Raw genomic sequence first — 25,265 nt, 5'->3', positions numbered from 1 at the left:
ATCAATATACATACACCACCGCATTTTCGCCGCCACTGCACGTGACGAGCTGGCCTTCGCTGAGGCAATTCATCGTGTAGGTCCGGCCGGTGACCGGACTGGTCGCCACGATCGAGCGTGGCGCCTCCCGCGACACCGTGTTCGCGGTATTCGATTCGGCGTACGCGCGCCGGACTTCCTCGGCGAACGCACAGGTCGTCGCGGCGGATCCGGTGGCGGACTTGCTGAACGAGCCCGTAGCGGAGCCGCCCTGCGTGCATGGCTTGGCACCGGCGGGCAGGGTGACCGTGGTCGGCTTGGCCGGCGTGGACGCGACCGGCGGGGCCGACGAACTGCCCGGCGCCGGGGGCTGCGCGCTCGCGGTGGGCACCGGCGCACCGGCTTGCTGGTCGGTCGGTTGCGCGACGTTGCGGGAGGTGAACACCTGCCAGCCGATCGCGCCGACGACGGCGATCACCACGATCACCACCACGCCGATCAGGATCGGCAGCACCACGGAGCGGCGCTTGCCGGTCGCGGCGTACGAATCCTCTTCCGGGCCATAGTCGTCGTAGTCGTCCGCGTAGCCCGGCTCCGCGTATTCACTCTGCGCCGCGTAGTTGCTCTGCGCCGGATGGTCGGGGCGCGAGTGGCTGCCGTGGGCGGAATATCCACCGGCGCCGTAATACTCGTCCGGCTCGGAATACGCCTCCGGCGCGGAGTAACCACCCGGAGCCGAATAGGCCTGAGTGGCCGAGTGATCCGGCGGATAGTCGTCGGCGGGCGGCGGGAAACCTGGCTGATCCGGGAATCGCGTCGTCTCGTACTGCTGCGGATCGGAATACGCTTGCCCGCCCGCGTAGGGCTCGCTCTGCGAATAGGCCTGCGCGCCGGGGTGTTCGATATATGCGGTGGGCTGGTCCGAATAGGCCTGCGCCCCAGGGCGTCCCGGGTACGGCGGCTCGGGCTCATCCGAATATGGCTTCCCGCCAAGTGGATCCGGGTACGGTCCGCCTGGCCGATCCGAATACGGCTGCCTCCCGCTCGGATCCGGGTGCGGTGCGCCCGACCGATCCGAATACGGCTGTCCCCCACGCGGATCCGGGTACGGTCCGCCCGGCTGATCCGAATACGACGGTCCGCCAGGCTCGTCCGGGTACGGGCGTCCCCCGCGCGGATCCGGGTATGACGAGCCACCGGACTGCGCCGAGAACGGTTTGTCCACCTCTGGATACCGCTGACCGCCAGGCTGATCGGGGTACCGCTCGCCGGGCTGATCCGGGTACGGCTGACCGCCGCGCTGGTCCGAGAACGGCTGTCCTCTGACCGGGTCCGGGTAGGGCTGGCCGACCGGCCGATCCGGGTACGGCGGCTCATCGGATTGCGCCGAATACGCCTGCCCGCCGGACTGTTCCGCGTACAGATGCGCGTCCGGGAACGGCCGCACCGGCGGCAGCCCCTGTTCCGGCGTCCATCGGGCGGGCGGACCGAACGGCGGCGCGGGCTCCTGCGGCTCCGACAACGTGGTGAACTGGATCTCCGTCGGCCGCACCACGGTCGGCGCGCCCGGCAGGATCACGGCGGAGATCTCCCCCGTCGACTCCGGCGGCACCGCCCCCGGCGCGCGAACCACCAGCATCGGCCCGGTCGGCGGCGGAATGTTCGGCGCGGGTGCGTCCGCGGCTGCGTCTGTCGTAGGCAGCTCGGCCGTACCCGTCGGCGGCGCACTCGACAGCGCGGCCCGCGCGGCCAACGCCATCGCGGTGGCGGTCGGCCATCGATCGGCCGGATCCTTGGCCATGCCGCGGCTGATCACCGCGTCCAGCCCGGCCGGGATGCCCGCCTGCTGGGCGCTCGGCCGCGGCGGCGTCTCGGAAAGATGCGACCGGATCAGCACATTCATGCTGGCCGCCGGGAACGGCGACGCGCCGGTCAGGCACTCGTGCAGCACGCAGGACAGCGAATAGATGTCCGCCCGGCCGGTGACCTGGGCGACGTCGAATCGTTCCGGCGCCATATAGATGTAGGAGCCGACGGCCATGCCGACCACCGTGACGGCGCTGTCGCCCTCGGTGTGCGCGATGCCGAAGTCGGCGAGGTAGGCGTAATCCGCGGCCGTGACCAGGATGTTCGCCGGTTTCACGTCGCGATGCACCAGCCCGCCGGCGTGCGCGGCGTCCAGCGCGGTGGCGATCTGCTCGATGATGTTCACCGCGCGAACCGGGCTCAGCGGTCCCGCTGTGCGCAGCAGCGTGCGCAGGTCGACGCCGGGCACCAGCTGCATGTCGATGAACAACACGCCGTCGATGACGCCCCAGTCGTGGATCGGGACGATGTGCGGTTCGGCAACCCGCGCGGCCGCTTGCGATTCGCGCCGGAACCGGACCTGATAGGCGGGGTCGCCGGCGAGTTCCTCGTGCAGCAGCTTGACCGCCACCACCCGGTCCTTCACCGTGTCATAGGCCTCATAGACCTCGCCCATGCCCCCCTTGCCCAGCAGCGATCGCAATTCGTACGGCCCGAACCGTGTACCGGTTCTCGGCCCAGGTGCCTCCACCCCGTCAATCCTCCACATCCCGGGCCAGGAGTGCACGCATAACTCTCGCGACGCCTGCCCGTCAAAGAGTGGATTCTCCGGGTGCCACCACCCCGTGGTCAAACGCAAAGACGATCGCGGCGGCCCGATCCCGCAGCTCGAGCTTGCCGAATATGTGTCCGACATGGCTTTTCACCGTGACTTCGGAAATACCGAGTTCGCGGGCGATCTCCGCGTTCACCCGGCCGCGTCCGATCAATTCGAGCACCTCGTACTCGCGCGCGGTCAGGTCCGACAGCCGCGCGCTGGTGCGGGTCGGGCTCGGCCGGACGGTCCGGTAGGCGGACAGCACGCGTTCGGTGACCGACGGGTCGAGCCAGGCGCCGCCGCCCGCGACCATCCGCACCGCGCGGATCAGGTCCTCGGCGGGCGAATCCTTGAGGATGAACCCGGCCGCGCCCGCGCGCAGCGCGCCGGAGAGCAGCTGATCGTCGTCGAAGGTGGTCAGCACCAGCACCGGCGGTGCGCCCGCGCGCGAACGCAGGATGCGGGTGGCGTCGATGCCGCCGACCCGTTTCATCCGCAGATCCATCAGCACCACGTCGGGCCGCTCGGCCGCCACTGCGGCGAGCACCTCGTCACCGTCGGCGCATTCGCTGACCACGAACCCGTCGCGGCGGCGCAGGATGCGGCGCAGTCCGCCGCGCACCAACTCCTGGTCGTCCACCACCAGCACGGTGACCGCATCCTCGGCACCTGCGGGCGCTGCCGCCGTCACAGCGCCGCTCCTGGCTCGCTGTGGTGTCTCATTGCGCCTCCCGTATCGCCGACGGACCACCGGCCCAGGACGTGCACACGAATCCGGCCCGCACCGGCGCGAGCGGAATGGCCACCCGGACCGACCAGCCGTCGTCGTACGGGCCCGCGACCATCCGCCCGCCGAGCAGTTCGGCCCGCTGCACCATCCCCGACACACCCATTCCCCCGCCGCGCTGCGCCGGCAGCCCGGCGGGCAACGTGTTGTCCACGGTCAATATCGCCGCCGTGGCGTCCACCGCGACCTGAACCAGCGCGGACGCACCCGGCGCGTGCTTGACCACATTGGCCAGCGACTCCTGCCCGATCCGATACAGCGCGAGCCCGACGGCCGGCGAGACCGCGCGCAGATCTTCGGCGCACAGGTAGCGCACATCGAGCCCGGCCCTGGCGAACTCGCCGACCAGGCTCTCGAGGTCGTCCACGCCCGGTTCCGGCACGTGCTTCGACGGTCGGGCGTCGAGCAGCCCGACGGTGCGCCGGATGTCGGCCATCGCTTGCCGGCCCAGCTGCTCGGCCTCGGTCAGCGAGTCCACCGCCTCGTCGACCTCGCGATCGGTCTGCAACGCGTGCCGCGCCGCGGTGAGATGCAGCAGCGTGATGCTGAGCGAGTGCGCGATCACGTCGTGTACCTCGCGGGCGATCCGGCGGCGCTCCTCGTCGGCCGCCTGCGCCGCGCGAATGTCCTGATAACCGCGTTCCTGGTAGAGGAATCGGCGCTGATATTGCAGCAGCACCCCGGCCATCCAGCCGAACGCGATGCTGACCAGATAGGTCGGCAGGCCCTGGGACAGATTGCCGTACATGTCGAACAAGACCAGTTCGACCATCATCGCGACGGTGGTCGGCACGCTGACCCGCATCCCCGCGATCGCCGACACCTCGCCCGCCGCGGCGACCAGCACGAACGGCGCGAGATCCGGTGAAACCGGCTGGACCAGGAACAATGCCTCGGCCGCCATCGCGAACAGACCGAGCGTCGCGGGCCGCGGCACCACCCCGAGCAACGCGTACATCGGACCGAACGCCGTGGTCAGCAGCACCGCCAGAATCGGAAGCGCGGTCGGAAAGTAGCTGTGCCGCTGGACCGCCGAGGCGACCGCGACCAGCATCAGCGCCACATCGACGGCGATGATGACCGACGGCGGATAGTCGAACGGCAGTTCCTCGACCCGGCGCAGGAACGCGGCCACCGGCTGTCTGGCGAAGTCGGCGATCCGGCCGCCGGTGCGCCGCAGCCCCTCGACCGACCTCCGGTACGCGCGGGTCATCGGCCTCGGCCCGTGCGCCGGGGCGGAGACGCCGATCACACCCATGGGCTAAGGCTAACCGCCGGTCGCGGCCCGTACATCGTTCCAGGAGCGGGTCGGTTCTCCTACCGTGGGCGGAGACGGATTCGGGTCCCTGGCACGAAGACAACCGGACCCGTTCGTCCGTAACGTGAGACACAGCGTCACACGGAAAGGCGAGGCTCATGTCCTGGAAAGATCAGCATGCCCGCACCGAAATCGTGCACGCCGTACTAGCCCGCGCCGCCGTCGATCCGGCCGATCCCCGGTTGTTCACCGGAATCCCGGAGCTGCAGCGGTTGTTCGGCGATGCGGACGGGTTGCTGCTCGCGCTGCGTTATCGCTGGAACATCCACCTCGACGCGAAGCTGGATCAGGCGACGGCCCAGGGACAGTCGGCGCTCGAGGCCTACCTCGAGCTGGCCGCCGAGCAACCGGTGCTGCGCGCCGTGCTCGATGCCCAGTATCGTCGCCGCCACCACGCGCCGGAAGTCATGGCGCGGTAGTGCGCGACACGGAACTGCTGACCGACCGAACGGAGGGTGGGGCACCGATGCCGGAGCCGGCGATGCTCGAATTGTCCGGGGTCACCAAGGAATATCGAGTGGGCGGGCAGACGGTGCGCGCGCTCGACGGGATCAGCCTGCGCATCGAACCGGGCGAATTCACCTCGATCATCGGACCGTCCGGTTCCGGCAAGAGCACGCTGCTGCACCTGCTCGGCGCACTGGACACGCCGGACGCGGGCTCGATCCGGTTCCAGGGCGCGGAGATCGGGTCACTCGACGACGAGCGCCAGTCCGAATTCCGCAGGCACCGGGTCGGTTTCATCTTCCAGTTCTTCAATCTGCTGCCCACGCTGACCGCGTGGGAGAACGTGGCGATCCCGAAGTTGCTGGACGGCACCGGGTTACGCAAGGCCAAGCCGCGCGCGCTGGAGCTGCTCGACCTGGTCGGGTTGAGTGACCGGGCCGGGCACCGGCCCGCCGAGTTGTCCGGCGGTCAGATGCAGCGGGTCGCGGTGGCCCGGGCGATGATCATGGATCCGCCGCTGATCCTGGCCGACGAGCCGACCGGGAACCTGGATTCCAAGACCGGTGCGTCCATCCTCGAATTGCTCGGCGAGATCGCCGGTTCCGGCAATTCGGTGGTGATGGTGACCCACGACATGGGCGCGGTGGCCTACTGCGACCGGGTGATCACGTTGCGCGACGGGCGGATCGGCGCGAACGACCCCGCCGAGCGGTCGGTCACCGCGTGATCGCCGCCGCATGGGATCGGTTGCGGCTGTTCAATATCGGCGAACTCCTCGGGCACCGCGGGCGGACCCTGATGTCGCTGGTGGTGATGGGGGTGTCGGCGGGACTCCTGGTCGCGGTGCTGAGCATCTCCGGTTCGGTCACCGGATCGGTGGACCGGCTCACGCACAGCCTCGGCGGCCGGGCCGCGCTGGAGGTCACCGGAGTCACCGACGCGGGCTTCGATCAGCAACTGCTGCAACGGATCGCGGGCGCGCCCGGGGTCGACAAGGCGGTGCCGATGCTGCGGGCGCAGATCGGCAGCGGATCCGATCGGGCGCTGCTGATCGGGGCGGATCAGACCATCGGCGCGCTGGGCGGTGAGCTGGCCGGGCCGATGACCGCGCAGGTCGGCAAGTTGATCGCGGTGCCGAACGGGGTGCTGGTCGCGGCCGGGATGGGCCACGCGGAGGGCGAGCAGTTCACCCTCGGCTCCGGAACCGTCACCGTGGCAGGCGTTCTCGACCCGGCGACGTCGAAGCAACTCAACGGCGGCCATCTCGTCGCAGCGCCGCTCGGGCTCGCGCAGAAGGTGACCGGTCGGGTCGGGCGGCTGGACTCGATTCAGGTCATTCCCACGCCTGGCACCTCGGTGGACACGTTGCGCACCGAGCTCACGAAGGTCGTCGACGGTCGCGCGGTGGTCGCCGACCCGAGCCTGCGCACCGCGCAGGCGGGCGGCGCGGTGCAGCTGGTGCGGTATTCGACCATGATGGCTTCTGCTGCGGCACTGATCGTTTCGGCGTTCCTCATCTACAACGCGATGAGCATGGCGATCGCCCAGCGCAGGCCGATGCTGTCGCTGCTGCGCGCGATCGGCGGCAAGCGCGGGCCGATGGTGCGCGATCTGCTCGCCGAGGCGGCGCTGCTCGGCGGGCTGGGCGGCGGGGTCGGCGCGCTGCTCGGAATCCTCATGGGGCGCATGGCGATCGGGCAGCTGCCCGCCGCCATCATGTCGTCGGTGGAGGCGCGCACCGAATACCTGGTGCCCGGCTACGCGATCCCGGTCGCCGTCGGCGCGTGCGTGCTGGCCAGCGTGATCGCGGCCGGGCTGGCCGCGCGCCAGGTGTACAAGGTGGAACCCATCGAGGCTCTGCTGCCGGTGGGCGTCGGCCGCAGCGACGCGACCAGTCCGCTGCTGCGGTGGGCGGCGATCGTGGCCGGCCTCGGTCTGGCCGGCCTGGCGGTGGTGATCGCCGAACTGGACCTGGGCCGCTATTCGCTCGCCGCCATCTCGACCGCGTTCGCCGCGTCCGTCACGCTCTGTTTCGCCGCGACCGGGCCGCTGGTCAGGGCCGCCGCGGCGACCGCGCGCGCCTTCGGTGCGCCCGGTGCGCTCGGCGCGACCACGCTGGAGCGGGCGCCGCGGCGGGTATGGGCGACCGCGATGACGGTGCTGATCGGCGTGGCCGCCACGGTCGCCATGAGCGGCGCGTCGAAGAACATGATCGATTCCGCCACTGCGGTATTCGACGGCCTGGCTAAAAACGATCTGTACATCAGTCCGGCTTCGCTGGCGGAGTTCCCGACCGGTCCGCTGCTGCCCGCCGGGCTGGTGGACCGGATCGCCGCGGTCCCCGGCGTCGAGGTGGTGAGCCCGGCGCAGATGGCGTTCGCGACCCTCGGCACCGGCCGGGTGATGCTGCAAGGCTTTCCGCCCAGCGCGCGCGACACCCAGATGTGGATGCTGGACGACGCGGTCGCCGCGCAAGTATCCGCCGGTCAGGGTGTGGCGATCTCGCGTGACGTCGCGAAATCACTCGGCGTCGGCGTCGGCGCCCAGCTGACCCTGCCGACGCCGACCGGCGAGCACACCGTGACTGTGCGGCAGGTGATTCCGTACTTCTCGGCGGTCTCCGGCGTGGTCATGATGGACCTCGAGCTGCTGCGCAACTGGTACCAGCGCCCCGGCGAGACCATCGTCACCGTCAACTTCGCGCCGGGCGCGGATCGAGCGGCCGGGCAGGCGGCAATCCGGCAGCTGGTTCCGCCGGACATCCACGTGGACACCGGCGCGAACGCGGTCACCGCGGCGGCGGCCAGCATTCGGCAGGGCTCGGCGATGAGCAACGCCATCCTGTGGATCGTCGTGCTGGTGGCCACGGTGGCCCTGTTGAACACGTTGATGCTGTCGGTGCTCGAACGCCGCCGCGAACTCGGCGTGCTGCGCGCCATGGGCACCAACCGCAAATTCCTGATGCGCTCGGTGCTCGCCGAGGCGGCCGGGATCGGATTGGTCGGCGCGGCACTGGGTCTCGTGGTCGGCATCGCCGTGCAGTACCTGGCCACCGTCGCCATGGCGCACGCGCTCACCATCGACATCGTCTACCGGCCGAGCCCGATGCTGCTGGTCTACGGAACCGCGGCGCTCGCGCTCGCCTTGCTCGGCTCGATCCCGCCGGCGCTGCGGGCGGCTCGAATGCCGATCGTGGAGGCGCTGGCGGTCGACTGAATCCCGTCGGCTACAGCGGCAAGTCGGCGAACCACCCCTTGAACTTCGACTGGGTCAGGCCGAAGCCGGAGTCCGGTTGGCTGTCGGTGAGCGTCACCTTGGCGAACAGCAGGTAGCTCGACCGCGCCGGATCGGCTTCGAAACTGACCACGAGGAACCCATCCGGGAAGCCGCTGCCGGACTTCTGCCACCGGTAGGTGGTGTAGGACTTGCCGCCGTTGCGTTCGGTCGACTTGGTGTTGGACGGCAGGTCGCGCACGGCCGCCTTGGCGTCGTCCGGCGTCTTGAACGCGACCACGATGTAGTCGGGTTCGTTGATCGGCACGCCCCAGCAGTTCCAGCCGGTCGCCCACTTCGGGAAGTCGGGCACGTCGTCGTCGCTGGAGACCTTGTCGCCCGCCTTGGCGGTGTCCAGGAAGCAGGTCTTGTCGTGATAGCCCTTGCCGCTGCCGATGCCGAACTGGGTGTCCACGCCCTGCGGCAGGATCTTCGGGAAGGCCTTGGCCACGGTCGTCGGGTCCGCGGCGGTATCCGAGGCCGGAGTCTTGCCGAAGTCGAGCGGGGACGACGGATCCGACTTGTTCAGATTCGCGATCACGACGCCGGCCACGACCAGCACGACCACGACAATAAGCACGATCACCACGATCAGGCCGGTGTTCGAGCGGCGGGCCTGCGGCGGGTAACCCGGATTCGCCGGGCCGTAACCCATCGGCGGGAAGGCCTGGACGGCACCGGAATTGGGCGGGTATCCGCCGTTGCCCTGCGGGAACGACTGGCCGGCAACGGAATTCTGCGGTGGCGCCGAATAGGCCGGGAACTGCTGTCCGGCAACCTGGTTCGACGGGTACTGCGTCGGCACGTAGGTCGGGGCGGCCGTGGCGTACGAGGGCGGCGACGCCGGATACTGCGCCTGACTCGGCGGCTGCGCGAGCACGGTCGGGGCGGGCGGCGCGGTGTACGGCGGCGCGGGCAGCGACGGCGCGGTGCCGGAAAGCGCTTGCCGGGCGGCAGCGGCGAAGTCGAGGCAGGTCTCGAACCGCTGGTCCGGCCGTTTCGCCATCGCCACCGAGATGACCAGGTCCAATGCGGGCGGCAGACCCGCTCGACGAGCCGCCGCCGACGGCGGCGGCAACTGTAAGTGCCCGCGGATGATGTCGGCCGGGGCGGGCGCGTCGAACGGCGCGATCCCGGTCAGCAGCCAATACAGCGCGCACGCCAGCGAGTACTGGTCGGACCGGTGATCCAGATGCGCGCCGGTCATCTGCTCCGGCGAGGCATAGGCCAGCGTCGCGGTGAACATGCCGGTCTGGGTCAGGTGCGTGGAATCCTCACGCAGCCGGGCGATGCCGAAGTCGGTGAGGAACACCCGCTCCTTGTGCCCGCCGCTGGACCGGGCCAGCATGATGTTGGCGGGCTTCACATCCCGGTGCAGCACGCCCATGCCGTGCGCGTAATCCAGTGCCCCGGCGACGCCTTCGATGATCTGCACCGCGCGCTCCGGCGGCAGGTTGTGCGGGTTCACCGTGGCCGCGTCCACCCCGTCGACGTACTGCATGGAGATCCACAGCTGGTCGTCCTCGGTGCCGCGGTCGTAGACCGCGACGATGTTCGGGTGATCGAGTTGCGCGGCCAGATCGGCCTCCCGCTCGAACCGCGCCCGCACCTCGGTATCGGTGAACAGCTCGCGGTTGAGCAGCTTCAGCGCGGTCTGCCGGGGCAGCCTGGGATGTCGCGCCAGATAGACCGAACCCATGCCACCCTGACCGAGCAGCTTCTCGATGGTGAATCCGGCGAAAACCGCACCGCTGGTCAGCAACACATTCCCTTCAGGTCAACCGCGGCCCCCGGATGTCACGTCCGAGCGCGTCATACAGAGCTTGGAGCATAGCCGGTAACCCCGTGGCCACGCGGTTTCGAATTCTCAGGGAAGATCGGTGAAACTATGGAGGAGACATCATGGTCACGTCAACGAAGCACGGCGTGTTCATAATCGTCTTACGCCCGGTTGCCGATCGGGTCGACCCGATGAGCTAAATTTTGCACCGCCGACTGACAGCGATGACACGCACAATGGTGGTGGGGAGGACGCGTGGTGAAGTCGACGGGAACAGGATCTGGGTTGCGCGGTGTGCTGCGCGGCACGGCCCTGGTCGCATTGCTCGGCCTGACCTCGTGCGCCCTGCTCCCCGGTGACCACGACAAGTCCGATCGGCCCGCGGTCATCGTCGACACCGCCGGATCGTTCCGGCCCGGCCTGTCGGTGTCCATCCCCGACTCGCTGGCCGCCGACTTCACCCAGCTGCAACCGACCCTGGCCGGCCAGGTCGGCCTGGCGATCATGCCGGTCGGCGGCGGCCGGATGACCATCTTCGGCGATTGGACCAGCGGCATCGCCTGGTCCACGATCAAGGTCCCGCTGGCCATCGCGGCGCTGCGGCACGATCCGGACACCAGCATCTTCGAGGACGCCGAGGCCGCGATCACGGTCTCGGACAACGATGCGGCCGAAGAACTCTGGCAGTCGCTCGGCGACGGCCTGGAGGCCGCGCAGGCGGTGCAGGACGTGCTCGACGAGGGCGGCGACTCCACCACGGGTGTGGCCGGGCCGCGAACCAAGTTGGACTACACGGCTTTCGGGCAGACCGAATGGACGCTGGCCAACCAGGTGCGCTTCGCCTCCCGGCTGCCTTGCCTGCCACAGACTTTCAAGGTGACCGAGCTGATGTCGGAGATCACGCCCGATCAGTCCTGGGGCCTGGGCACGTTGGCGGGCTCCGCGTTCAAGGGCGGCTGGGGACCGGACGACGACACCGGCATCTACACGGTCCGCCAGTTCGGCGTGGTGCCGACCCAGTCCGGGATGGTCGCCGTGGCCCTTGCGGCGCAGGCCGATTCGGGCACCTACGACGACGCCACCGCCATCCTGACCCGGATGTCCGTGCTGCTCGGCCGCCACCTCGGCGAGCTGCGCGGCGGAACCTGCACGCACTGACCGGATTTCAGCCCGGCGTGACCAGCCCGGATTCGTAGGCCAGCACCACGGCCTGCGCGCGGTCCCGCAGATTCAGCTTCGAAAAGACCTTGGAGACATGCGTTTTCACGGTCTGCTCGGCGACGAACAGCGATTCCGCGATCTCGGTGTTGGACATGCCCTTCGCGATCAGCTCCAGCACCTCGCGCTCGCGCGGCGTCAGCGTGGCCAGCGCGGGCGCGGGCTTGGCCCGGGCGGCGGAGCGGCGGCGGGTGACGTCGGCGATGAGCCGCCGGGTGACCGTCGGGGCGAGCAGGGCCTGCCCGTCGGCGACCACGCGGACCGCGCGCACCAGTTCCTCGGCGGGCGCGTCCTTGAGCAGGAAGCCGCTCGCGCCCAGGCTCAGCGCCTCGTACACGTAATCGTCGATGTCGAACGTGGTGAGCATGAGCACCCGCACCGGCGGGTCGAACCCGGCGGCCAGGATGAGCCGCGCCGCGTCGAGTCCGTTCATCTCCGGCATCCGCACGTCCATCAGGACCACGTCCGGACGCAGCCGCTTGGCCTCGGCCACCGCGGCCTTGCCGTCCGGCGCGTCCCCCACCACGCTGATGTCGGGCTGGGCGGCGAGCAGGGCGCCGAAGCCCTGCCGCACCATCGCCTGGTCATCAGCGATCAACACGGTTATTGCCACGGACCTACCCTAAGGGGGCATGCGCCGGATCAGCGAGACGGCTCAGTTACCGGCTTGACCCAGCAGCGCCGGGTCAAGCGTCATCGACTGGCTCAGCGGAATCCGCGCGTGCACCTCGAAGCCGCCGTCGGCGCTCGGGCCCGCGGTCAGATCGCCGCCGACGGCCAGCGCCCTGGCCTGCATGCCCGCGATGCCGTGCCCGCCGTTGCCGACCGGACGCGCGACCGTGGCGGTGGCGTCGTTGCGGACGATGAGCTCCACGATCGGCCCGACCCGCAGCTGCACCTGGATCGGCGCCTCCGGCGCGTGCCGTGACGCATTCGACAGCGACTCCTGGGTGATCCGGAACAGCGCCAGGCCCACGGCGTCGGGCACGGTCTCCAGCTGGCCGTCGATCGTCCACGCGATCCGCACACCCGCGCGCAGCGCGCCCTCGAACAGGGTCGGCACGTCGACGGCCTTGGGTTGCGGCGCGTGCTCGGGTGCTTGACCGTCGCTGCGCAGCACGCCGAGCATGCCGCGGATCTCGTTGAGCGCTTCGCGGGCGGTCGCGCCGATGGACTCGAATTCCGCACGGGCGGCGGGGGTTACGCCCTCCACCCGGTAGGGCGCGGTCTGCGCCTGCACCACCACCAGCGACATGTGATGCGCGACCACGTCGTGCAGGTCGCGGGCGATGCGGGCCTTCTCCTCGAGAATCGCCCGGCGGGCCCGCTCGACCTCGGTCACCTCTTCCTGCTGCACCAACTGCTTGCGCGACTGCACCAGCCAGCGCACCAGCAGGCCGAACAGCACCACCGCGCCGAGCGCGATCGGCCAGCCCCACACCGAGCTCGCGCCCTCGCTCACCATCGTGGTGCCCAGCAGCAGCGAGGTCGCGACCCAGGCGACGCCGATGATCGGCACCGTTCCCCGGACCGCAACCGCGAGCAACAGCACGAACAGCGACAGGATGTGCACGACCTGCATCGGCATGTCGTTGTTCGGCTGATGCGCGATCGCCAGCGAGATCAGCAGCCCGGAACCGGCCGAGATCGCCCAGCCGAGCGCCGGATTGATCCGCACCAGCAGGACCGGGAACGCGGCGAGCGCGGCGATGAACGGCTGCACCGCGCCCGGCACCACGTGGGTGAGGTGCAGCGTCGGCCACGCCACCGTGAAGAAGATGAGGGCGACCGTCACCGTCAACGCGTCGAACCACATCCGCCCGTTCATCCGCTTTCTCAGGGCACGGCTTCGCTGCTTCATACCTACGACCCTAGAAAGTCTAGCGTGCTGCCACGTCATACCCCTGGGTGATTTCGTACCCCGTACTCAGGTGCGAGGCCGTGACCGGGCTCCCCCGGCGGCGTGGGCACCGAAACCGGTCCCCGGCGTGAGGCCCGTGAGCGGGGCGGATTCCTAGCGTCTAGATCATGAGCACACCGACCAACGCAGGACCCGCGGCGGCGCGGTCCGCACAGGCCGCAGGCGCCTCCGTTTCTGCTTCCGCCGCAACCGGTTCCGGGACCCGGCGGGCCGCCGCGCTGACCGCGGCGGCACTGACCACCATGGCGGCCACCGTCTTCCTGGCGCCCGCGCCGCACGCCGCGGCCGCGAGCGCGCCCGCTCCGATCGAGAGCGCCATGGCCGGCGCGGCCGTCACCGAGCTGACCTCGGGCGGACCCGGGTCGCTGGCCGCCATCCCGGACGACTTCGCCGCGCAGTTCGGTTACCGGCCGAGCACCCTGGACGGCTTGGTGGTGAATCCGCAGGGTGACTGCTCGTCGCCGGTGACGCTGCCGGTCGAGTTCGAGACCGCGTGCAAGGCGCACGACCTGGGCTACGACCTGCTGCGCTACGCCGAGCAGCGCGGCGAGCCGCTCGGACCGTGGGCGCGGCAGGCGCTGGACAGCACCCTCGATCGGCACATGCACGAATCGTGCGACAGCCGGGTCGATCCGTTCTCCCGGGCCCGGTGCAATGCCATGGCCGCCATCGCGAGCACGTTCGTCGACCTGAATTCGCGGCGGCAGGGTTACGGGGCGCCGGTCGTCGAGTCGGGCTTCGGTGTGGCCGAGGCGGATTCGTCGACCAGCTGGAAGCTGCTCGGGGTGCTCGGTGCGGGGCTGGCCGGGCTCGGTGCGGTGCTGACGGTACGGAACAGGAAGCGCGTTCAGCCGGTCGCCGGCTCGGCGCTGGTGAATTCGACTGGGGTACTGGGGGTTGCGCGATGACGAGCACATTGCCGAGAGCAGGCCGGATCGAGGCCGGCGGGTTCGGGTTCGACGATCTACGATCACGGACTCCGTTGCGGGAGAACTCAACTCGCTGGGGACAGCTCGGTGTCGTGGCATCGGCCGCAGTGCAACGTCTCTCGCGGCCGCGCATCGGAACGACGCTGGCGATCGGGGTCGGCACGCTGGCGTCTTTGTCGCCGGGACTGCTGCCGCGGACACCGGGGGCGCAGGCAATTCTGACCGGATTGCTGGTGGCGCTCGCGCTGGGGGCCGCGGGGGTTGTTCGATTCGTGGTGCGGCGCTGGGGTTTCGACATCAATCGGCGGCTGCCGCGGGTTCGCCTGCCGTTGCTGGGCGCGATGGCGGCGCTGATCGCCGGGGCGGCCGCGCTGGCCGGGCATTGGCAGAACACGGTGCGGGCGGCGATGAGCACGGCTCCGATCGGGGCCGGCTATTGGCCGCGCTGGCTGATCGAAACGGTGCTGATCGTCGGTGTGCTCGTGGGGATCACCCGCGGGGTGGGCTGGATGCTGCGTAAGTTGGGCTGGGCGCGTGGGGTTTCGCTGGCCGTGGCGGTGTCGGGATTTCTGTACCTGGTCGCCGCGCCCGCGGTGGTCGGGTGGCGGCAGGCGACCTATGCCGGTGCCAATGCGACGCTGGATCCGGCTCTGGTGCAACCGGTCTCGGAGGCCGTGTCGGGCAGTGCGGAGTCGGCGGTGAGCTGGTCCTCGCTCGGCGCGGAGGGGCGCAAGTTCGTCAGCGGTGCGGGACCGGCCCGGGTCTACGTCGGCGTGGACTCGGCGCCCGATCTGGAATCCCGGGTCGCGCTGGCCGTTCGGGAGCTGGAACGCTCCGGCGCCTTCGAGCGGTCGAACCTCGTGGTGATGGTGCCGACCGGTTCGGGGTGGATCGACAGCAACGCTGTGCGTGGGTTCGATCAGCGGTTCGGCGGCGACGTCAGCCTGGTCGGCTTGCAGTACTCCTACGCGCCGAGCTGGGTGACCTTCGTCTTCGGCCGGGATCAGGCCGTCGACTCCGCCCGTGCGCTGTTCACCGCCGTCGAGAACCGGATCCGCACCCTCGACCACAAGCCCGAGCTCTACCTCTACGGACAGAGCCTGGGCGCGATCGGCGGCAGCTCGGTCTTCGCCGACGACGCGGACCAGGATCGCCGCACCTGCGCCGCCCTCTGGGCCGGGCCGCCCGCCGGTCAGGTGCATCACGCCGGCGCGACCGTGCTGGCCAACAGCTCCGACCCGGTGGTGCACTGGTCCCCCGCCCTGCTGTGGCGGGCACCCGACCTGACCGGCACCCGGCTGGACGCGCCACGGCCCCAATGGCTTCCGGTGCTCAGCTTCGTGCAGACAACCGCCGACCTGCTCGCCGCCCTGAACGCGCCCGCGGGTCACGGCCACCGCTACGGCACCGACCAGGGCACCGCGCTGGGCACGTGCTGACCGCGGCTCCACATAGAACATGTTCTAATTGCCCATGGCCTTTGTCATCGACGCCACCGTGGACATCGACGCACCTGCCGACCTGGTCTGGCAGGTGATCACCGACTTCCCCCGCTACGGCGAGTGGAACCCCTTCGTCAGCGAATGCCGCAGCTCACTGGTCCCCGGCGAGCCGATCGACATGGTCGTCAACCTCGGCCCGCGCCCCCGCCGCCAACGCGAATTCATCCGCTCGCACACCCCGGGCCACGAACTGAGCTATTCGATGAAGCCGGTCCCCCTCGGCACCCTGCACAGCCTGCGCTCGCACACCCTCACCCCACTCGGCGACGACCGCACCCGCTACGAGTCCCACTTCGAACTCGACGGCTGGCTACGGCCCGTGGTGGTTGCCCTGCTCGGCAAGCACCTTCAGCACGGGTTCGCAGGCATGACCGCGGGCGTCAAGAAGCAAGCCGAGTCACTGCACGTCAGCTGACCGGCCGCCCTCAGCCACACGATCCTCAACCGACCACCCCGCGCACGAGTCGTGCAGCCGCGTACAAAATTGCCAGCAATCCCGTGCGCGCCTGCATAACTCGCGCGCGGCTGCCTAACTCGTGCGCGCCTCCCTTACTCGCGCGCAGCTCCCTTACTCGCGCGCAGCTCCCTAACTCGCGCGCAGCTCCCTAACCCGTGCGCAGCTCCCTAACCCGTGCGCGGCTCCCTAACTCGCGCGCGGCTGCCCATCTCGTACGCATCTGCAGGACTCGTGCGTGGCAGTGCGACCCATGCGCCGGCACAGCACGTGCGCGGGTCGCACTTGTCGGCGCACGTGCGCGGCGGTGCCTGCCCGGCGTGGCGAGCGAGATGGTGGCGGCTATGGACGGAGGTGGGCGAGGGCCGCGTCGAGGGCCGCGTCGGCGTAGGACTCGGTGAGACCGCCGAGACCTAACGACCAGCGGGATTGGATCGGGCCGAGCAGTAGGTCGGTGGCGAGCTCGAGGTCAAGGTCGGGGCGGAGTTCGCCGGATTTCACTCCCGCGCCGAGACGGTCGGCGACAGCGGCGCGTTGCGGGAGCAGGAGGCGTTCGCGGTAGGCGGCGCCGATTTCGGGGTCCTGCTGGATTTCGATGTAGATGGCGCGGAGGAACGATTCGAAGCCGGGGTCGGTGAGGGCGGTGACCGAGCCGCGGAGCAGCAGACGCAGGTCGGCCGCGATGTCGCCGGTGTTCGGCAGCGCGAGACCGTCTGGGCCGGAATCGAGTTCGAGCATCGCGTCGAAGACGACCGCACCCTTGGACGGCCACCAGCGGTAGATGGTCTGCTTGCCGACGCCCGCTCGGGCGGCGATCGCCTCCACGCTCAGCTTTCCGTAGGGCAGTTCGCGGATGAGCTCGGCGGTGGCGGCGAGGATCGCGGCGCGGGCTCGTTCGCTGCGGCGCAGGGCGCTGGGGGTGTCGGACACCTGGTCAGAATATCATCAACGAGACGAACCGTCTCGTCTTGACAGTGGGCGACCGGCTTGGCATCCTTTCGAAACGAGACGGATCGTCTCGCGACGAAAGGATCCACCCCATGACCAGAACATGGTTCATCACCGGCGCTAATCGCGGACTCGGCCGGGCATTCACGCTGGCCGCACTCGCCGAGGGCGACCGCGTCGTCGCGACCGCTCGCGACCCACATTCCATGGCCGACCTCACCGACGCACGACTCACGGTGCTGCCGCTGGACGTTCGCGACCGCGACGGCGTAATCGCCACCGTGGACAAGGCTTTCGCACTGCTGGGCACCATCGATGTGATCGTGAACAATGCGGGTTACGGCCTGGTCGGCGCGATCGAGGAACTCACGGAGGCGCAGATCCGCGACCAGATGGACACCAATTTCTATGGTGCCCTGTGGGTTTCCCAGGCGGCCGCGCCACACCTGCGCGCACAAGGTTCCGGCCACATCGTGCAGATCTCGACCGTCGGCGCGGTCGGCAGTCTCCCACTGTTCGGCCTGTACAACGCGAGCAAGTGGGCCCTGGAAGGCTTCAGCGCCTCGCTCGCCGACGAGCTGCGCCCGTTCGGCATCGCGGTCACCCTCGCGCAAATGGGCGGCTTCGACACCGACTGGGCGAAGACCAGCATGAAGTTCGGCACCGCCCTACCCGCATACGAGCAGGTGCGCACCGGAATCCTCGGCATGCCCGACTACCCGGACCCGAGCACACCACCGCCGGCGACCGACTACGAATCCGAATCGAAGGAGGCCGCACCGAAGGTCGGCGCAGCCGGACTCATCGCGCTGGTGAACGAGCCGAACCCACCGGTGCGCAAGATCATCGGCCCCGGCGCGCATCAGATGGTCTCGATGGCACTGGACCAGCGCCGCCTGGACTACGCGGCCGACCCCGAATTCACCTGGCCTGCTTGAAGTCTCGGCACACCCGGCAGCCGCGGAGACCGACCTCGCAGACCTATCTCGTCTTTCGCACAGCCCTCCGCGAGTGAAGGGCTGTGCGAAGTCTCAAGGAAGTCTGCGAAGTTCCGCCATCCCATCAACCCCATGGGCACGGCTCAACCTCCAGGGTGCGGCTCAACCTCCAGGGTGCGGCTCAACCCCCTGGGTGCGGCTCAACCCCCTGGGTGCGGCTCAACCCCCTGGGTGCGGCTCAACCCCCTGGGTGCGGCTCAACCTCCAGGGCGCGACTCAACCGCGCAGTAGCGGGGTTACCTCCGAGGCTTCCGCACACCCCGTCGAGACTCCTGCACGAGTCAGCTAGCTGACCGTTGCGCGAAGTCCCAAGCGGGGGTGCGGAGTTCGCCTATCCGTCAGGCGATGGCGCCGCGGGCGGCTTCGTAGGCCGCACCGACGCGGTACAGCCGGTCGTCGGCCAGGGCGGGGGCCATGATCTGGAAGCCGACCGGGAGACCGTCGTCCTTGCTCAGCCCGGACGGGACCGACATCGCGGGGTGACCGGCGAGGTTGGTGGGCAGGGTGCACAGGTCGGACAGGTACATGGCCAGCGGGTCGTCGACCTTCTCGCCGAGCTTCCACGGGGTGAACGGGCTGGTCGGCGAGACCAGCACGTCGACCTGCTCGTAGGCCTTGTCGAAGTCGCGCGCGATCAGCGTGCGGACCTTCAGCGCCTGGCCGTAGTACGCGTCGTAGTAACCGGCGGACAGCGCGTAGGTGCCGATCATGATGCGGCGCTTGACTTCCGGGCCGAATCCGGCGGCCCGGGTGGCCGCCATGACCTGCTCGGCGCTGTGCTGGCCGTCGTCGCTGACCCGCAGGCCGTACCGCATCGCGTCGAAGCGCGCCAGGTTCGACGACACCTCGGACGGCATCACCAGGTAGTAGGCCGAGAGCGCGTATTCGAAGTGCGGACAAGACACTTCGATCACCTCGGCGCCGAGTTCCTTGAGCACCGCGACCGCGGCGTCGAAGGACTCGAGCACGCCCGGCTGGTAGCTGTCGGAGTGAAGTTCCTTCACCACACCGACTTTCACGCCGCTCAGGTCGCCCTTGGCGCCTTCGCGGGCCGCGGCGACGACCGGTGCGACCGGCACGTTGCGCGAGGTGGAGTCGCGCGGGTCGTACCCGGCGATCACCTCGTGCAGCAGCGCGGTGTCCAGCACCGTCCGCCCGCACGGGCCGCCCTGATCCAGCGAGGACGCGCAGGCGACCAGGCCGTAGCGCGAGACCGTGCCGTAGGTCGGCTTGGTGCCGACGGTCGCGGTCACCGCGGCGGGCTGGCGGATCGAGCCGCCGGTGTCGGTGCCGATGGCCAGCGGGGCCTGGTTCGAGGCCAGCGCGGCCGCCGAACCGCCGCCGGAACCGCCCGGGATGCGGGTGGTGTCCCACGGGTTGCGGGTCGGCCCGTAGGCCGAGTTCTCGGTGGACGAGCCCATGGCGAACTCGTCCATGTTGGTCTTGCCCAGGATCGGGATGCCCGCCGCGCGCAACCGGGTGGTCAGCGTCGCGTCGTAGGGCGAGACCCACCCTTCGAGGATCTTCGATCCGCAGGTGGTCGGCATGTCCGTGGTGGTGAAAACGTCCTTGAGCGCCAACGGAACTCCGGCCAGCGGCGAGGCGGGCGCGGCACCGGAGCCGAGCGCGGAATCCACCGCGGCCGCGGCCGCGAGCGCCTGCTCCCCCGACACGTGCAGGAACGCGTGGTACTCGCCGTCGACCTCGGCGATCCGATCCAGATGCGCCTGGGTGACCTCGACCGAGGACACCTCGCCGCCGTGGATCTTGCCGGCCAGTTCAGCGGCAGACAGCGCGGTCAGGTCAGTCATTGGGACTCTCCCAGGATCTGCGGAACCACGAACTTCTGCTCCTCGGCCGCCGGGGCGCCGGACAGCGCCTGCTCCGGGGTCAGGCAGGGCACGATCACGTCGGGCCGGGTCACGTTGGTCGTCGGATTCGGCGACGCGGTGGCCGGGACATCGGCGGCGGCGACCTCGGAAATGGTCCGCACGTGGCTCAGGATCGAATCCAGCTGACCGGCGAACTGATCCAGTTCGGCTTCGGACAGCGCGAGCCGGGACAGCCGGGCGAGGTGTGCTACCTCGTCACGGGAGATGGCGGGCACCGCGGGACCCCTTTCGGCTTCGGTTTCAACAGTTCACATCGCGTCATCGCGACGTAATCGCGTATACAAACGACGCTATTGCATAGCAACTACACAACCCGTACAGCCTAGCCACCGCCGCCGACACGACACCGGCCGCCCATGCCTCGGCCCAGCACGGTCGCATCGCATGTCCGCCAGCGGATACGGCATCGGCGGTCGACTCGCGCATCCGATCGGGCGCGGCCTCTCCGCTGCGGCATGACGCAGCCGCCAACCTCGGCCCCGCGCGGTCGCCTCGCAAAGGATTCGGGGATCGGAGGTTTCCGATCGGTGCGGTGTGATCGTCGGCCGCGCGCCGCGATGTCTCGACCTAGCGCGATCGCGACTCAGGGACACAAAGGGATACGGGCGAATCGGCTGAACATCGCATATCGGGCGCGGCCCGGCCACAACAGCGCGACACCCGCCACTCCTGTCGGAGCCCGGCGGTAGGCTGAGCGTGCCGCGCATGACGCCGATTCGGGTGGATCCGATTCGACGACACGGTTTCCCCACTAGCTCGACACGCCGTACTGTCCCGAAATCGCCGCGTGGCGTACATCACTGGCCGTGCTTCGAGTCGATTACTGGGGCGCGGGGGTGTAAGTATTGCGTGACCCGGGTATCCGTTGAGAGCCTCGGCCGCCCTAGGAAAGGAACGCACGTGTCGTATCTGCTCCGCGTGCAACTTCCGGATCGACCGGGAAGCCTCGGTGCTCTCGCGCTCGCCCTCGGCTCCGTCGGCGCCGACATCCTCTCGTTGGACGTGGTGGAACGCGGCGCCGGCTTCGCCGTCGACGACCTCGTCGTCGAGGTGCCGCAGGGCGCGCTCCCGGACACCCTGATCACCGCCGCCGAATCGATCGGCGACGTGCGCGTCGACTCCATCCGCCCGTACTCCGGCGTGCTGGACACCCACCGCGAACTCGAACTGATCGACCAGGTCGCCAGCGCCAAGGACGACCGATTACAGGTGCTCGTCGACGGCGTGCCCCGGGTGCTGCGGGTCGGCTGGAGCACCATCATCGACATGGGCCCGCAGGGCGCCTACCGCGTGGTCGGCAGCCCGAGTGCGCCGGAGACCCAAGCGGGTTCGGCACCGTGGATGCCGCTGGAGAAGCCCGCCATCCTCGACCCCGAATCCGAATGGGTCCCGGAGATCTGGCGCGACATGGACACCAAACTCGCCGCCGCACCGCTCGGCAACACCGGCAAGGTCCTCCTGCTCGGCCGCCCCGGCGGCCCCGACTTCCGCCCCTCGGAAGTCGCCCGCCTCGGCTACCTCGCCGGAATCGTCGCCACCGTCCTCGGCTGACCATTCGCCAAAGGTCCACGGGCGAGCCAAAAGTGCACGTACGAAACGAACATGATCAAAACGGACAACCCACCTCACCCGGATGTCCCGTTCAACGACAGCTCCACCAACCAGCGGGACATGCCAGCGGGAAATTACGAGTAACCGCACCGTCACGCCCCGCCCGGCAACTTCCCTTGCCACGAACGGGACATCAGGGCAGGAAGTGCGAGTGGCGACGCCCTGATGTCCCATTCGGCACCAACCCTCACGGACAACGGGAGATAGGTAGCGGCGGGGAACGGCAAGCGGCCCCACCCCAGTCCCGTTCGACAACAACCGATTCGGCCAACGGGACATGACAGCGAGAAAACGCGAGTAATCGCGCCCTCATGTCCCGCTCGACGACAGCTCGGCAGGAAGCCGGACACAGCGGAGGGAAGGCACGAGGAGCCACGCCATAACTTTCCACTCGACGACAACGCTTGCCACGAACGGGACACAGCATCGGCAAAGTGCGAGTAACCACGCCTTGATGTCCCATTCGACGGCCTCCCTGCCGCCAACGGGACCTGACGGCGCGAAAGTATGAGTGGCCGCGTCCTCATGTCCCGCTCGACAGCAACCTCGGTCAACGGGTCATCGCGGCGGGGGAGCGCGAGTAGTTGCGTTCCAGTCCCGTTCGGCGACAACTCTTACCGCCCAATGGGACATGACAGCGGGAAAGTGCGAGTCGCCGCGCCGTGGTGTCCCATTCGACAGCAACCTCACGGCCGATGGGAGATAGCGGAGGAAACCGCGCGCAACCGCCGTGGGGGCATGGCAAGTGCGATCAGCCTCGCTGGCCGAGGCCTGTGCGACGGTATCCCCGCGACCAACGGGACCTGACGGCGGAAGACGCGAAATCGCGCCCTCATGTCCCGCTCGACAGCAACAACAGCAGCCAGCGGGACATGACAGCGGGAAAGCACGAGTAACGACGCCCTCATGTCCCGCTCGACACCAACCACTACGGCCAACGGGACATGACAGCGAGAAAGTGCGAGTAGTCGCGCCCTCATGTCCCGCTCGACAGCAACCAGTGCGGCCAGCGGGACGTGGCGGCGGGAAAGTGCGAGTCGCCGTGTTCTCATGTCCCGCTCGGTAGCAAACTTCTCGGCCGACGGGGGATGGGTGTGGGTTGTTGGGCGTTAGTTCGCCAGGGCTAGGCGGAGGACGGTGAGGAGTTCGCCGGCGGGGGTGTGCCAGTCGCGGTCGGGGGTGGGGGTGAAGCCGAAGCGGTCGTAGATGCGGCGGGCGTCGGTCATGGCGGGCATGGTGGTGAGGGCTACGGCTTCGAAGCCTTCGGCCTTGGCGATGTCGATCACGGTGCGTACCAACGCGGTTCCCGCGCCGAGGCCGCGGGCGGTCTTCGAGACGGCGAGCATGCGGAACTCGAGTTCGCCGGGTCGCGCGATCTCCGCGTAGGGGGTGCCGGGGCGGGCGACGGTGAGGGATCCCACGATTCGGCCGGCGTGGGTGGCCACCAGCAGTTGTGCGGATGCGCCGCGATGTTCGGTGTCGGCGAGTTCGGCCGCGTACGGGGTGTCGGCGCGGACGAAGCCTTCGCCGACGTAGACGTCCACGGTGAGTTCGCTGATCGCCGCGTACTCGGCCGGTTCGGCCGTCCGAATGATCAATCCCACGTTCTCGCCACCGACACCAGCGTTCGCATCCATACCACGCATCGTGCCATTCGACGTAGAACGGTCTACGTCACACATGCCTTCGTCCGCCAGCTGCCCGAGATAGCGCCGCTCGCCCTCCAGCCAGCGCTGATCCTCGCCACGAAATGCGTGACTCACCTACCGGTCAGGAACCGAGACCCGGGGGCCGCACCACCTGCCAACGTTCCGGCACGCCCGCACCAGGCATCGCGCCAACCGACATCAACGATCAACGACACACACCCTGATCAGGAGCCGAGACCGGGGCGCGCGCCGGGATGCACGATCTGCCAGCGTTCCGGCTTGCCCGGCGGGTAGGCGATGGTGATGAGATCGCCGATCGACGGCCACGCGTTGACGTCCCAGGCGAAACGGCCGTAGACGACGGCGCCCTGCACGGTCGGGCCGGTCACGTTGCCGGTGATGGTCACGAACTGCTCGCCCATCGCATCGTCCGGTCGCGGGCTCACGCCGGTGACGTAGAGCGTGCCGGTCTCCCCCGGTGCGGAACGGAAGGTGCCGCGGCCGCGCAGATAGACCGCGACCACCCCGGCCACGGCGAGGATCATGATCAGCAGCATTCCGAACTCCAACATGGCCCCATGCTATTGCGCCCGGCCGTGCCGAACGCGCAGCTACACCGTGGCGAGCTCGCTCGTGCCGTGTTCGGTGCGGCGGACCTGCCAGACCGCGCTGCGGGTGCGCGAGGACCGCCCGTTGCTCCGATCGATCAGCGCGCGGTTGTTCGTGGTGTAGATCAGTTGAGCGCCTTGGGAATTGGTTTCCGGGTTCTGGAACAGCTGGATCAGGCGATCGGTTTCCTCGGCGGGCAGGTGCGCGCCGATGTCGTCGATGGCCAGGACGCGGCCGGAGTCGAGCGCGTCCAGCATGGTCGGCAGCACGCGCAGCAGCGACTGGGTCGCGGTGGATTCGTCGGTGATATCGAACGGGTTGGCGATGCCGTCGTGCACCAGGCCGAGGCCGACCCCACGCCGCGCGACCATCCGCGTGTACAGGGCGTCCCTGGCGGCCTTCAGGTTGGTCAGCTCGCGCTCCAGCAGCACGGGGGTGAAGCCGTTCTCCTGCAACATCCGGTCGGCGAAGTCGGGCGAGGTGGCGCACAGTTCGATCTGCTTGCCCAGCGCGGCGATGTCGGCGTCCAGGTCGCGCAGGTAGTCCGCGTACATCGGGTCGTTCTCGGCGATGAGCAGATCGGTGATGCCGAGCTCGGCGGTGCGCAGCAGCATGAGCAGGCGCGCGGCGTTCTCCGGCGAGCGAGAGATGTGACCACCTAGTCGATGCGCGATGGCGGTGGGGTCGGCGGGGCCGAGCTGCACCTCCAGCATCGACTCGAACCAGCGGTACGCGGGCACCAGCGCGTCGGCGTACATCTGCCCGGCGAGACTGAGCAGCAACGCATTCGGCCGCACCAGCGGCACCAGCGCGGCGATCCCGTAGCGCGCCGCCTCGAACATCGGGCCGATCTTGATCTGTTCGCCGTTGCGCTCGAACACGATTCGCTTGCGCGAGCGGGGCTGGGTGTAGAGCCACTCGGCGGTCACATCGGCGTTGTCGAGCCGGAAACCGTAGGTGTAGGGCACGCCCTCGGCGACGAAGCCGGCCACGAATTCCGAAGGGCGGTCCGGGAATCCGAGGTGTGGCGACCGGGCCGGTCCGGCGTAGGGGTCCCAGCCGGTCACCGAATGCAGCACCGCGTCGCGCATCTGTGCGAGCGCGTCGATCAGGTTCGTCTTGCCCGCCGCGGCGGAACCGTGGATCGCGGTCACCGGCACCGCCACCGGTCCCCCGCCCTTGGTCAGCCGTAGTTCCTGCTCCTCGGCCAGCGATCTGTGATTCGTCACCTGAAAACTGCGCAGCATCCCGCCATCCTTTCGTCCCGGCCGCCACGCCGCGACAGCAGGGCTTGCCGGATGCCACACCGAACGGCGCGAGAAGGATT

The 25,265-nt window shown here is 69.2% G+C and carries 21 protein-coding genes; 9 read left to right on the top strand and 12 right to left on the bottom strand.

The features are described from left to right. Position 1: 1 nt before the first annotated feature. The 3 genes from F3087_RS47515 to F3087_RS29910 form a co-directional block, all read right to left on the bottom strand. Positions 2 to 2,461 (bottom strand): protein kinase domain-containing protein, encoded by a 2,460-nt coding sequence (locus tag F3087_RS47515; RefSeq protein WP_449583806.1) that lies wholly within the window; start codon positions 2,459 to 2,461, stop codon positions 2 to 4. Positions 2,462 to 2,597: 136 nt separating this feature from the next. Further along, positions 2,598 to 3,293 (bottom strand): response regulator, encoded by a 696-nt coding sequence (locus F3087_RS29915; RefSeq protein ID WP_223885449.1) that lies wholly within the window; start codon positions 3,291 to 3,293, stop codon positions 2,598 to 2,600. 28 nt (positions 3,294 to 3,321) lie between these two features. Beyond that, on the bottom strand, positions 3,322 to 4,647 hold the full coding sequence (locus F3087_RS29910; RefSeq protein WP_150405431.1) for a sensor histidine kinase: 1,326 nt from the start codon (positions 4,645 to 4,647) through the stop codon (positions 3,322 to 3,324). A 158-nt stretch (positions 4,648 to 4,805) separates the two neighbouring features. Between F3087_RS29910 and F3087_RS29905 the strand changes: the two genes are divergently transcribed. The 3 genes from F3087_RS29905 to F3087_RS29895 are packed head-to-tail and all read left to right on the top strand — an operon-like array spanning position 4,806 to position 8,370. Further along, complete coding sequence (locus F3087_RS29905; RefSeq protein ID WP_150405430.1) at positions 4,806 to 5,126, top strand: hypothetical protein; 321 nt, start codon at positions 4,806 to 4,808, stop codon at positions 5,124 to 5,126. Between the two features lie 47 nt (positions 5,127 to 5,173). After that, positions 5,174 to 5,881 carry an ABC transporter ATP-binding protein gene (locus tag F3087_RS29900; protein ID WP_150405651.1) on the top strand — a complete coding sequence of 236 codons (708 nt, stop codon included), beginning with the start codon at positions 5,174 to 5,176 and terminating at the stop codon, positions 5,879 to 5,881. Then, positions 5,878 to 8,370 carry an ABC transporter permease gene (locus tag F3087_RS29895; protein WP_150405429.1) on the top strand — a complete coding sequence of 831 codons (2,493 nt, stop codon included), beginning with the start codon at positions 5,878 to 5,880 and terminating at the stop codon, positions 8,368 to 8,370. Before F3087_RS29900 ends, F3087_RS29895 begins: the two co-directional genes overlap by 4 nt. A 10-nt stretch (positions 8,371 to 8,380) precedes the next feature. Here the strand turns inward: F3087_RS29895 and F3087_RS29890 are convergent, their stop codons facing one another. Continuing rightward, the gene (locus tag F3087_RS29890) at positions 8,381 to 10,192 is read right to left on the bottom strand and encodes a serine/threonine-protein kinase (RefSeq protein WP_223885448.1); all 1,812 of its coding nucleotides are present in this window, start codon (positions 10,190 to 10,192) and stop codon (positions 8,381 to 8,383) included. Positions 10,193 to 10,462: 270 nt separating this feature from the next. Between F3087_RS29890 and F3087_RS29885 the strand changes: the two genes are divergently transcribed. After that, on the top strand, positions 10,463 to 11,365 hold the full coding sequence (locus tag F3087_RS29885) for a serine hydrolase (RefSeq protein ID WP_150405427.1): 903 nt from the start codon (positions 10,463 to 10,465) through the stop codon (positions 11,363 to 11,365). Between the two features lie 7 nt (positions 11,366 to 11,372). On the opposite strand, the gene F3087_RS29880 is transcribed toward F3087_RS29885, so the two are convergent. Further along, the gene (locus F3087_RS29880; protein WP_150405426.1) at positions 11,373 to 12,038 is read right to left on the bottom strand and encodes a response regulator; all 666 of its coding nucleotides are present in this window, start codon (positions 12,036 to 12,038) and stop codon (positions 11,373 to 11,375) included. Positions 12,039 to 12,080: 42 nt separating this feature from the next. Continuing rightward, positions 12,081 to 13,286 (bottom strand): sensor histidine kinase, encoded by a 1,206-nt coding sequence (locus F3087_RS29875; protein WP_223885447.1) that lies wholly within the window; start codon positions 13,284 to 13,286, stop codon positions 12,081 to 12,083. A 167-nt stretch (positions 13,287 to 13,453) separates the two neighbouring features. Between F3087_RS29875 and F3087_RS29870 the strand changes: the two genes are divergently transcribed. The 3 genes from F3087_RS29870 to F3087_RS29860 are packed head-to-tail and all read left to right on the top strand — an operon-like array spanning position 13,454 to position 16,192. Next, positions 13,454 to 14,254: a hypothetical protein gene (locus tag F3087_RS29870; protein WP_191094208.1), complete on the top strand. Its 801-nt coding sequence runs from the start codon at positions 13,454 to 13,456 to the stop codon at positions 14,252 to 14,254. Further along, a complete protein-coding gene (locus F3087_RS29865; protein WP_150405425.1) occupies positions 14,251 to 15,714 on the top strand; it encodes an alpha/beta-hydrolase family protein in 1,464 nt (487 codons plus the stop codon). The genes F3087_RS29870 and F3087_RS29865 overlap by 4 nt, the downstream gene beginning before the upstream one ends. A gap of 34 nt (positions 15,715 to 15,748) precedes the next feature. Then, positions 15,749 to 16,192 (top strand): SRPBCC domain-containing protein, encoded by a 444-nt coding sequence (locus F3087_RS29860; RefSeq protein ID WP_150405424.1) that lies wholly within the window; start codon positions 15,749 to 15,751, stop codon positions 16,190 to 16,192. A gap of 381 nt (positions 16,193 to 16,573) precedes the next feature. Here the strand turns inward: F3087_RS29860 and F3087_RS29855 are convergent, their stop codons facing one another. Next, positions 16,574 to 17,161 (bottom strand): TetR/AcrR family transcriptional regulator, encoded by a 588-nt coding sequence (locus F3087_RS29855; protein WP_150405423.1) that lies wholly within the window; start codon positions 17,159 to 17,161, stop codon positions 16,574 to 16,576. 110 nt (positions 17,162 to 17,271) lie between these two features. Here F3087_RS29855 and F3087_RS29850 point away from each other — a divergent pair, with 110 nt between their 5' ends. Continuing rightward, positions 17,272 to 18,117 (top strand): SDR family NAD(P)-dependent oxidoreductase, encoded by an 846-nt coding sequence (locus F3087_RS29850; RefSeq protein ID WP_150405422.1) that lies wholly within the window; start codon positions 17,272 to 17,274, stop codon positions 18,115 to 18,117. 398 nt (positions 18,118 to 18,515) lie between these two features. Here F3087_RS29850 and gatA read toward each other — a convergent pair whose 3' ends face one another. Beyond that, on the bottom strand, positions 18,516 to 19,988 hold the full coding sequence (gatA, locus tag F3087_RS29845) for an Asp-tRNA(Asn)/Glu-tRNA(Gln) amidotransferase subunit GatA (RefSeq protein WP_150405421.1): 1,473 nt from the start codon (positions 19,986 to 19,988) through the stop codon (positions 18,516 to 18,518). Continuing rightward, a complete protein-coding gene (gatC, locus tag F3087_RS29840; protein WP_150405420.1) occupies positions 19,985 to 20,284 on the bottom strand; it encodes an Asp-tRNA(Asn)/Glu-tRNA(Gln) amidotransferase subunit GatC in 300 nt (99 codons plus the stop codon). Before gatC ends, gatA begins: the two co-directional genes overlap by 4 nt. A gap of 685 nt (positions 20,285 to 20,969) precedes the next feature. Between gatC and F3087_RS29835 the strand changes: the two genes are divergently transcribed. Next, a complete protein-coding gene (locus F3087_RS29835; protein WP_014987212.1) occupies positions 20,970 to 21,620 on the top strand; it encodes an ACT domain-containing protein in 651 nt (216 codons plus the stop codon). 1,169 nt (positions 21,621 to 22,789) lie between these two features. Here the strand turns inward: F3087_RS29835 and F3087_RS29830 are convergent. From F3087_RS29830 to F3087_RS29820, 3 genes are all read right to left on the bottom strand, one after another. Next, positions 22,790 to 23,317: a GNAT family N-acetyltransferase gene (locus F3087_RS29830; protein WP_150405419.1), complete on the bottom strand. Its 528-nt coding sequence runs from the start codon at positions 23,315 to 23,317 to the stop codon at positions 22,790 to 22,792. A gap of 236 nt (positions 23,318 to 23,553) precedes the next feature. Further along, positions 23,554 to 23,901 (bottom strand): hypothetical protein, encoded by a 348-nt coding sequence (locus F3087_RS29825; RefSeq protein WP_150405418.1) that lies wholly within the window; start codon positions 23,899 to 23,901, stop codon positions 23,554 to 23,556. A gap of 39 nt (positions 23,902 to 23,940) precedes the next feature. After that, positions 23,941 to 25,185 carry an AAA family ATPase gene (locus F3087_RS29820; RefSeq protein ID WP_150405417.1) on the bottom strand — a complete coding sequence of 415 codons (1,245 nt, stop codon included), beginning with the start codon at positions 25,183 to 25,185 and terminating at the stop codon, positions 23,941 to 23,943. Between the last annotated feature and the right edge of the window lie 80 nt (positions 25,186 to 25,265).

The organism is Nocardia colli, assembly GCF_008704205.1.
GTDB lineage: Bacteria > Actinomycetota > Actinomycetes > Mycobacteriales > Mycobacteriaceae > Nocardia > Nocardia colli.
Note: the sequence above shows the minus strand (reverse complement) of the source record. Positions and strands in the feature narration are given on the sequence as shown.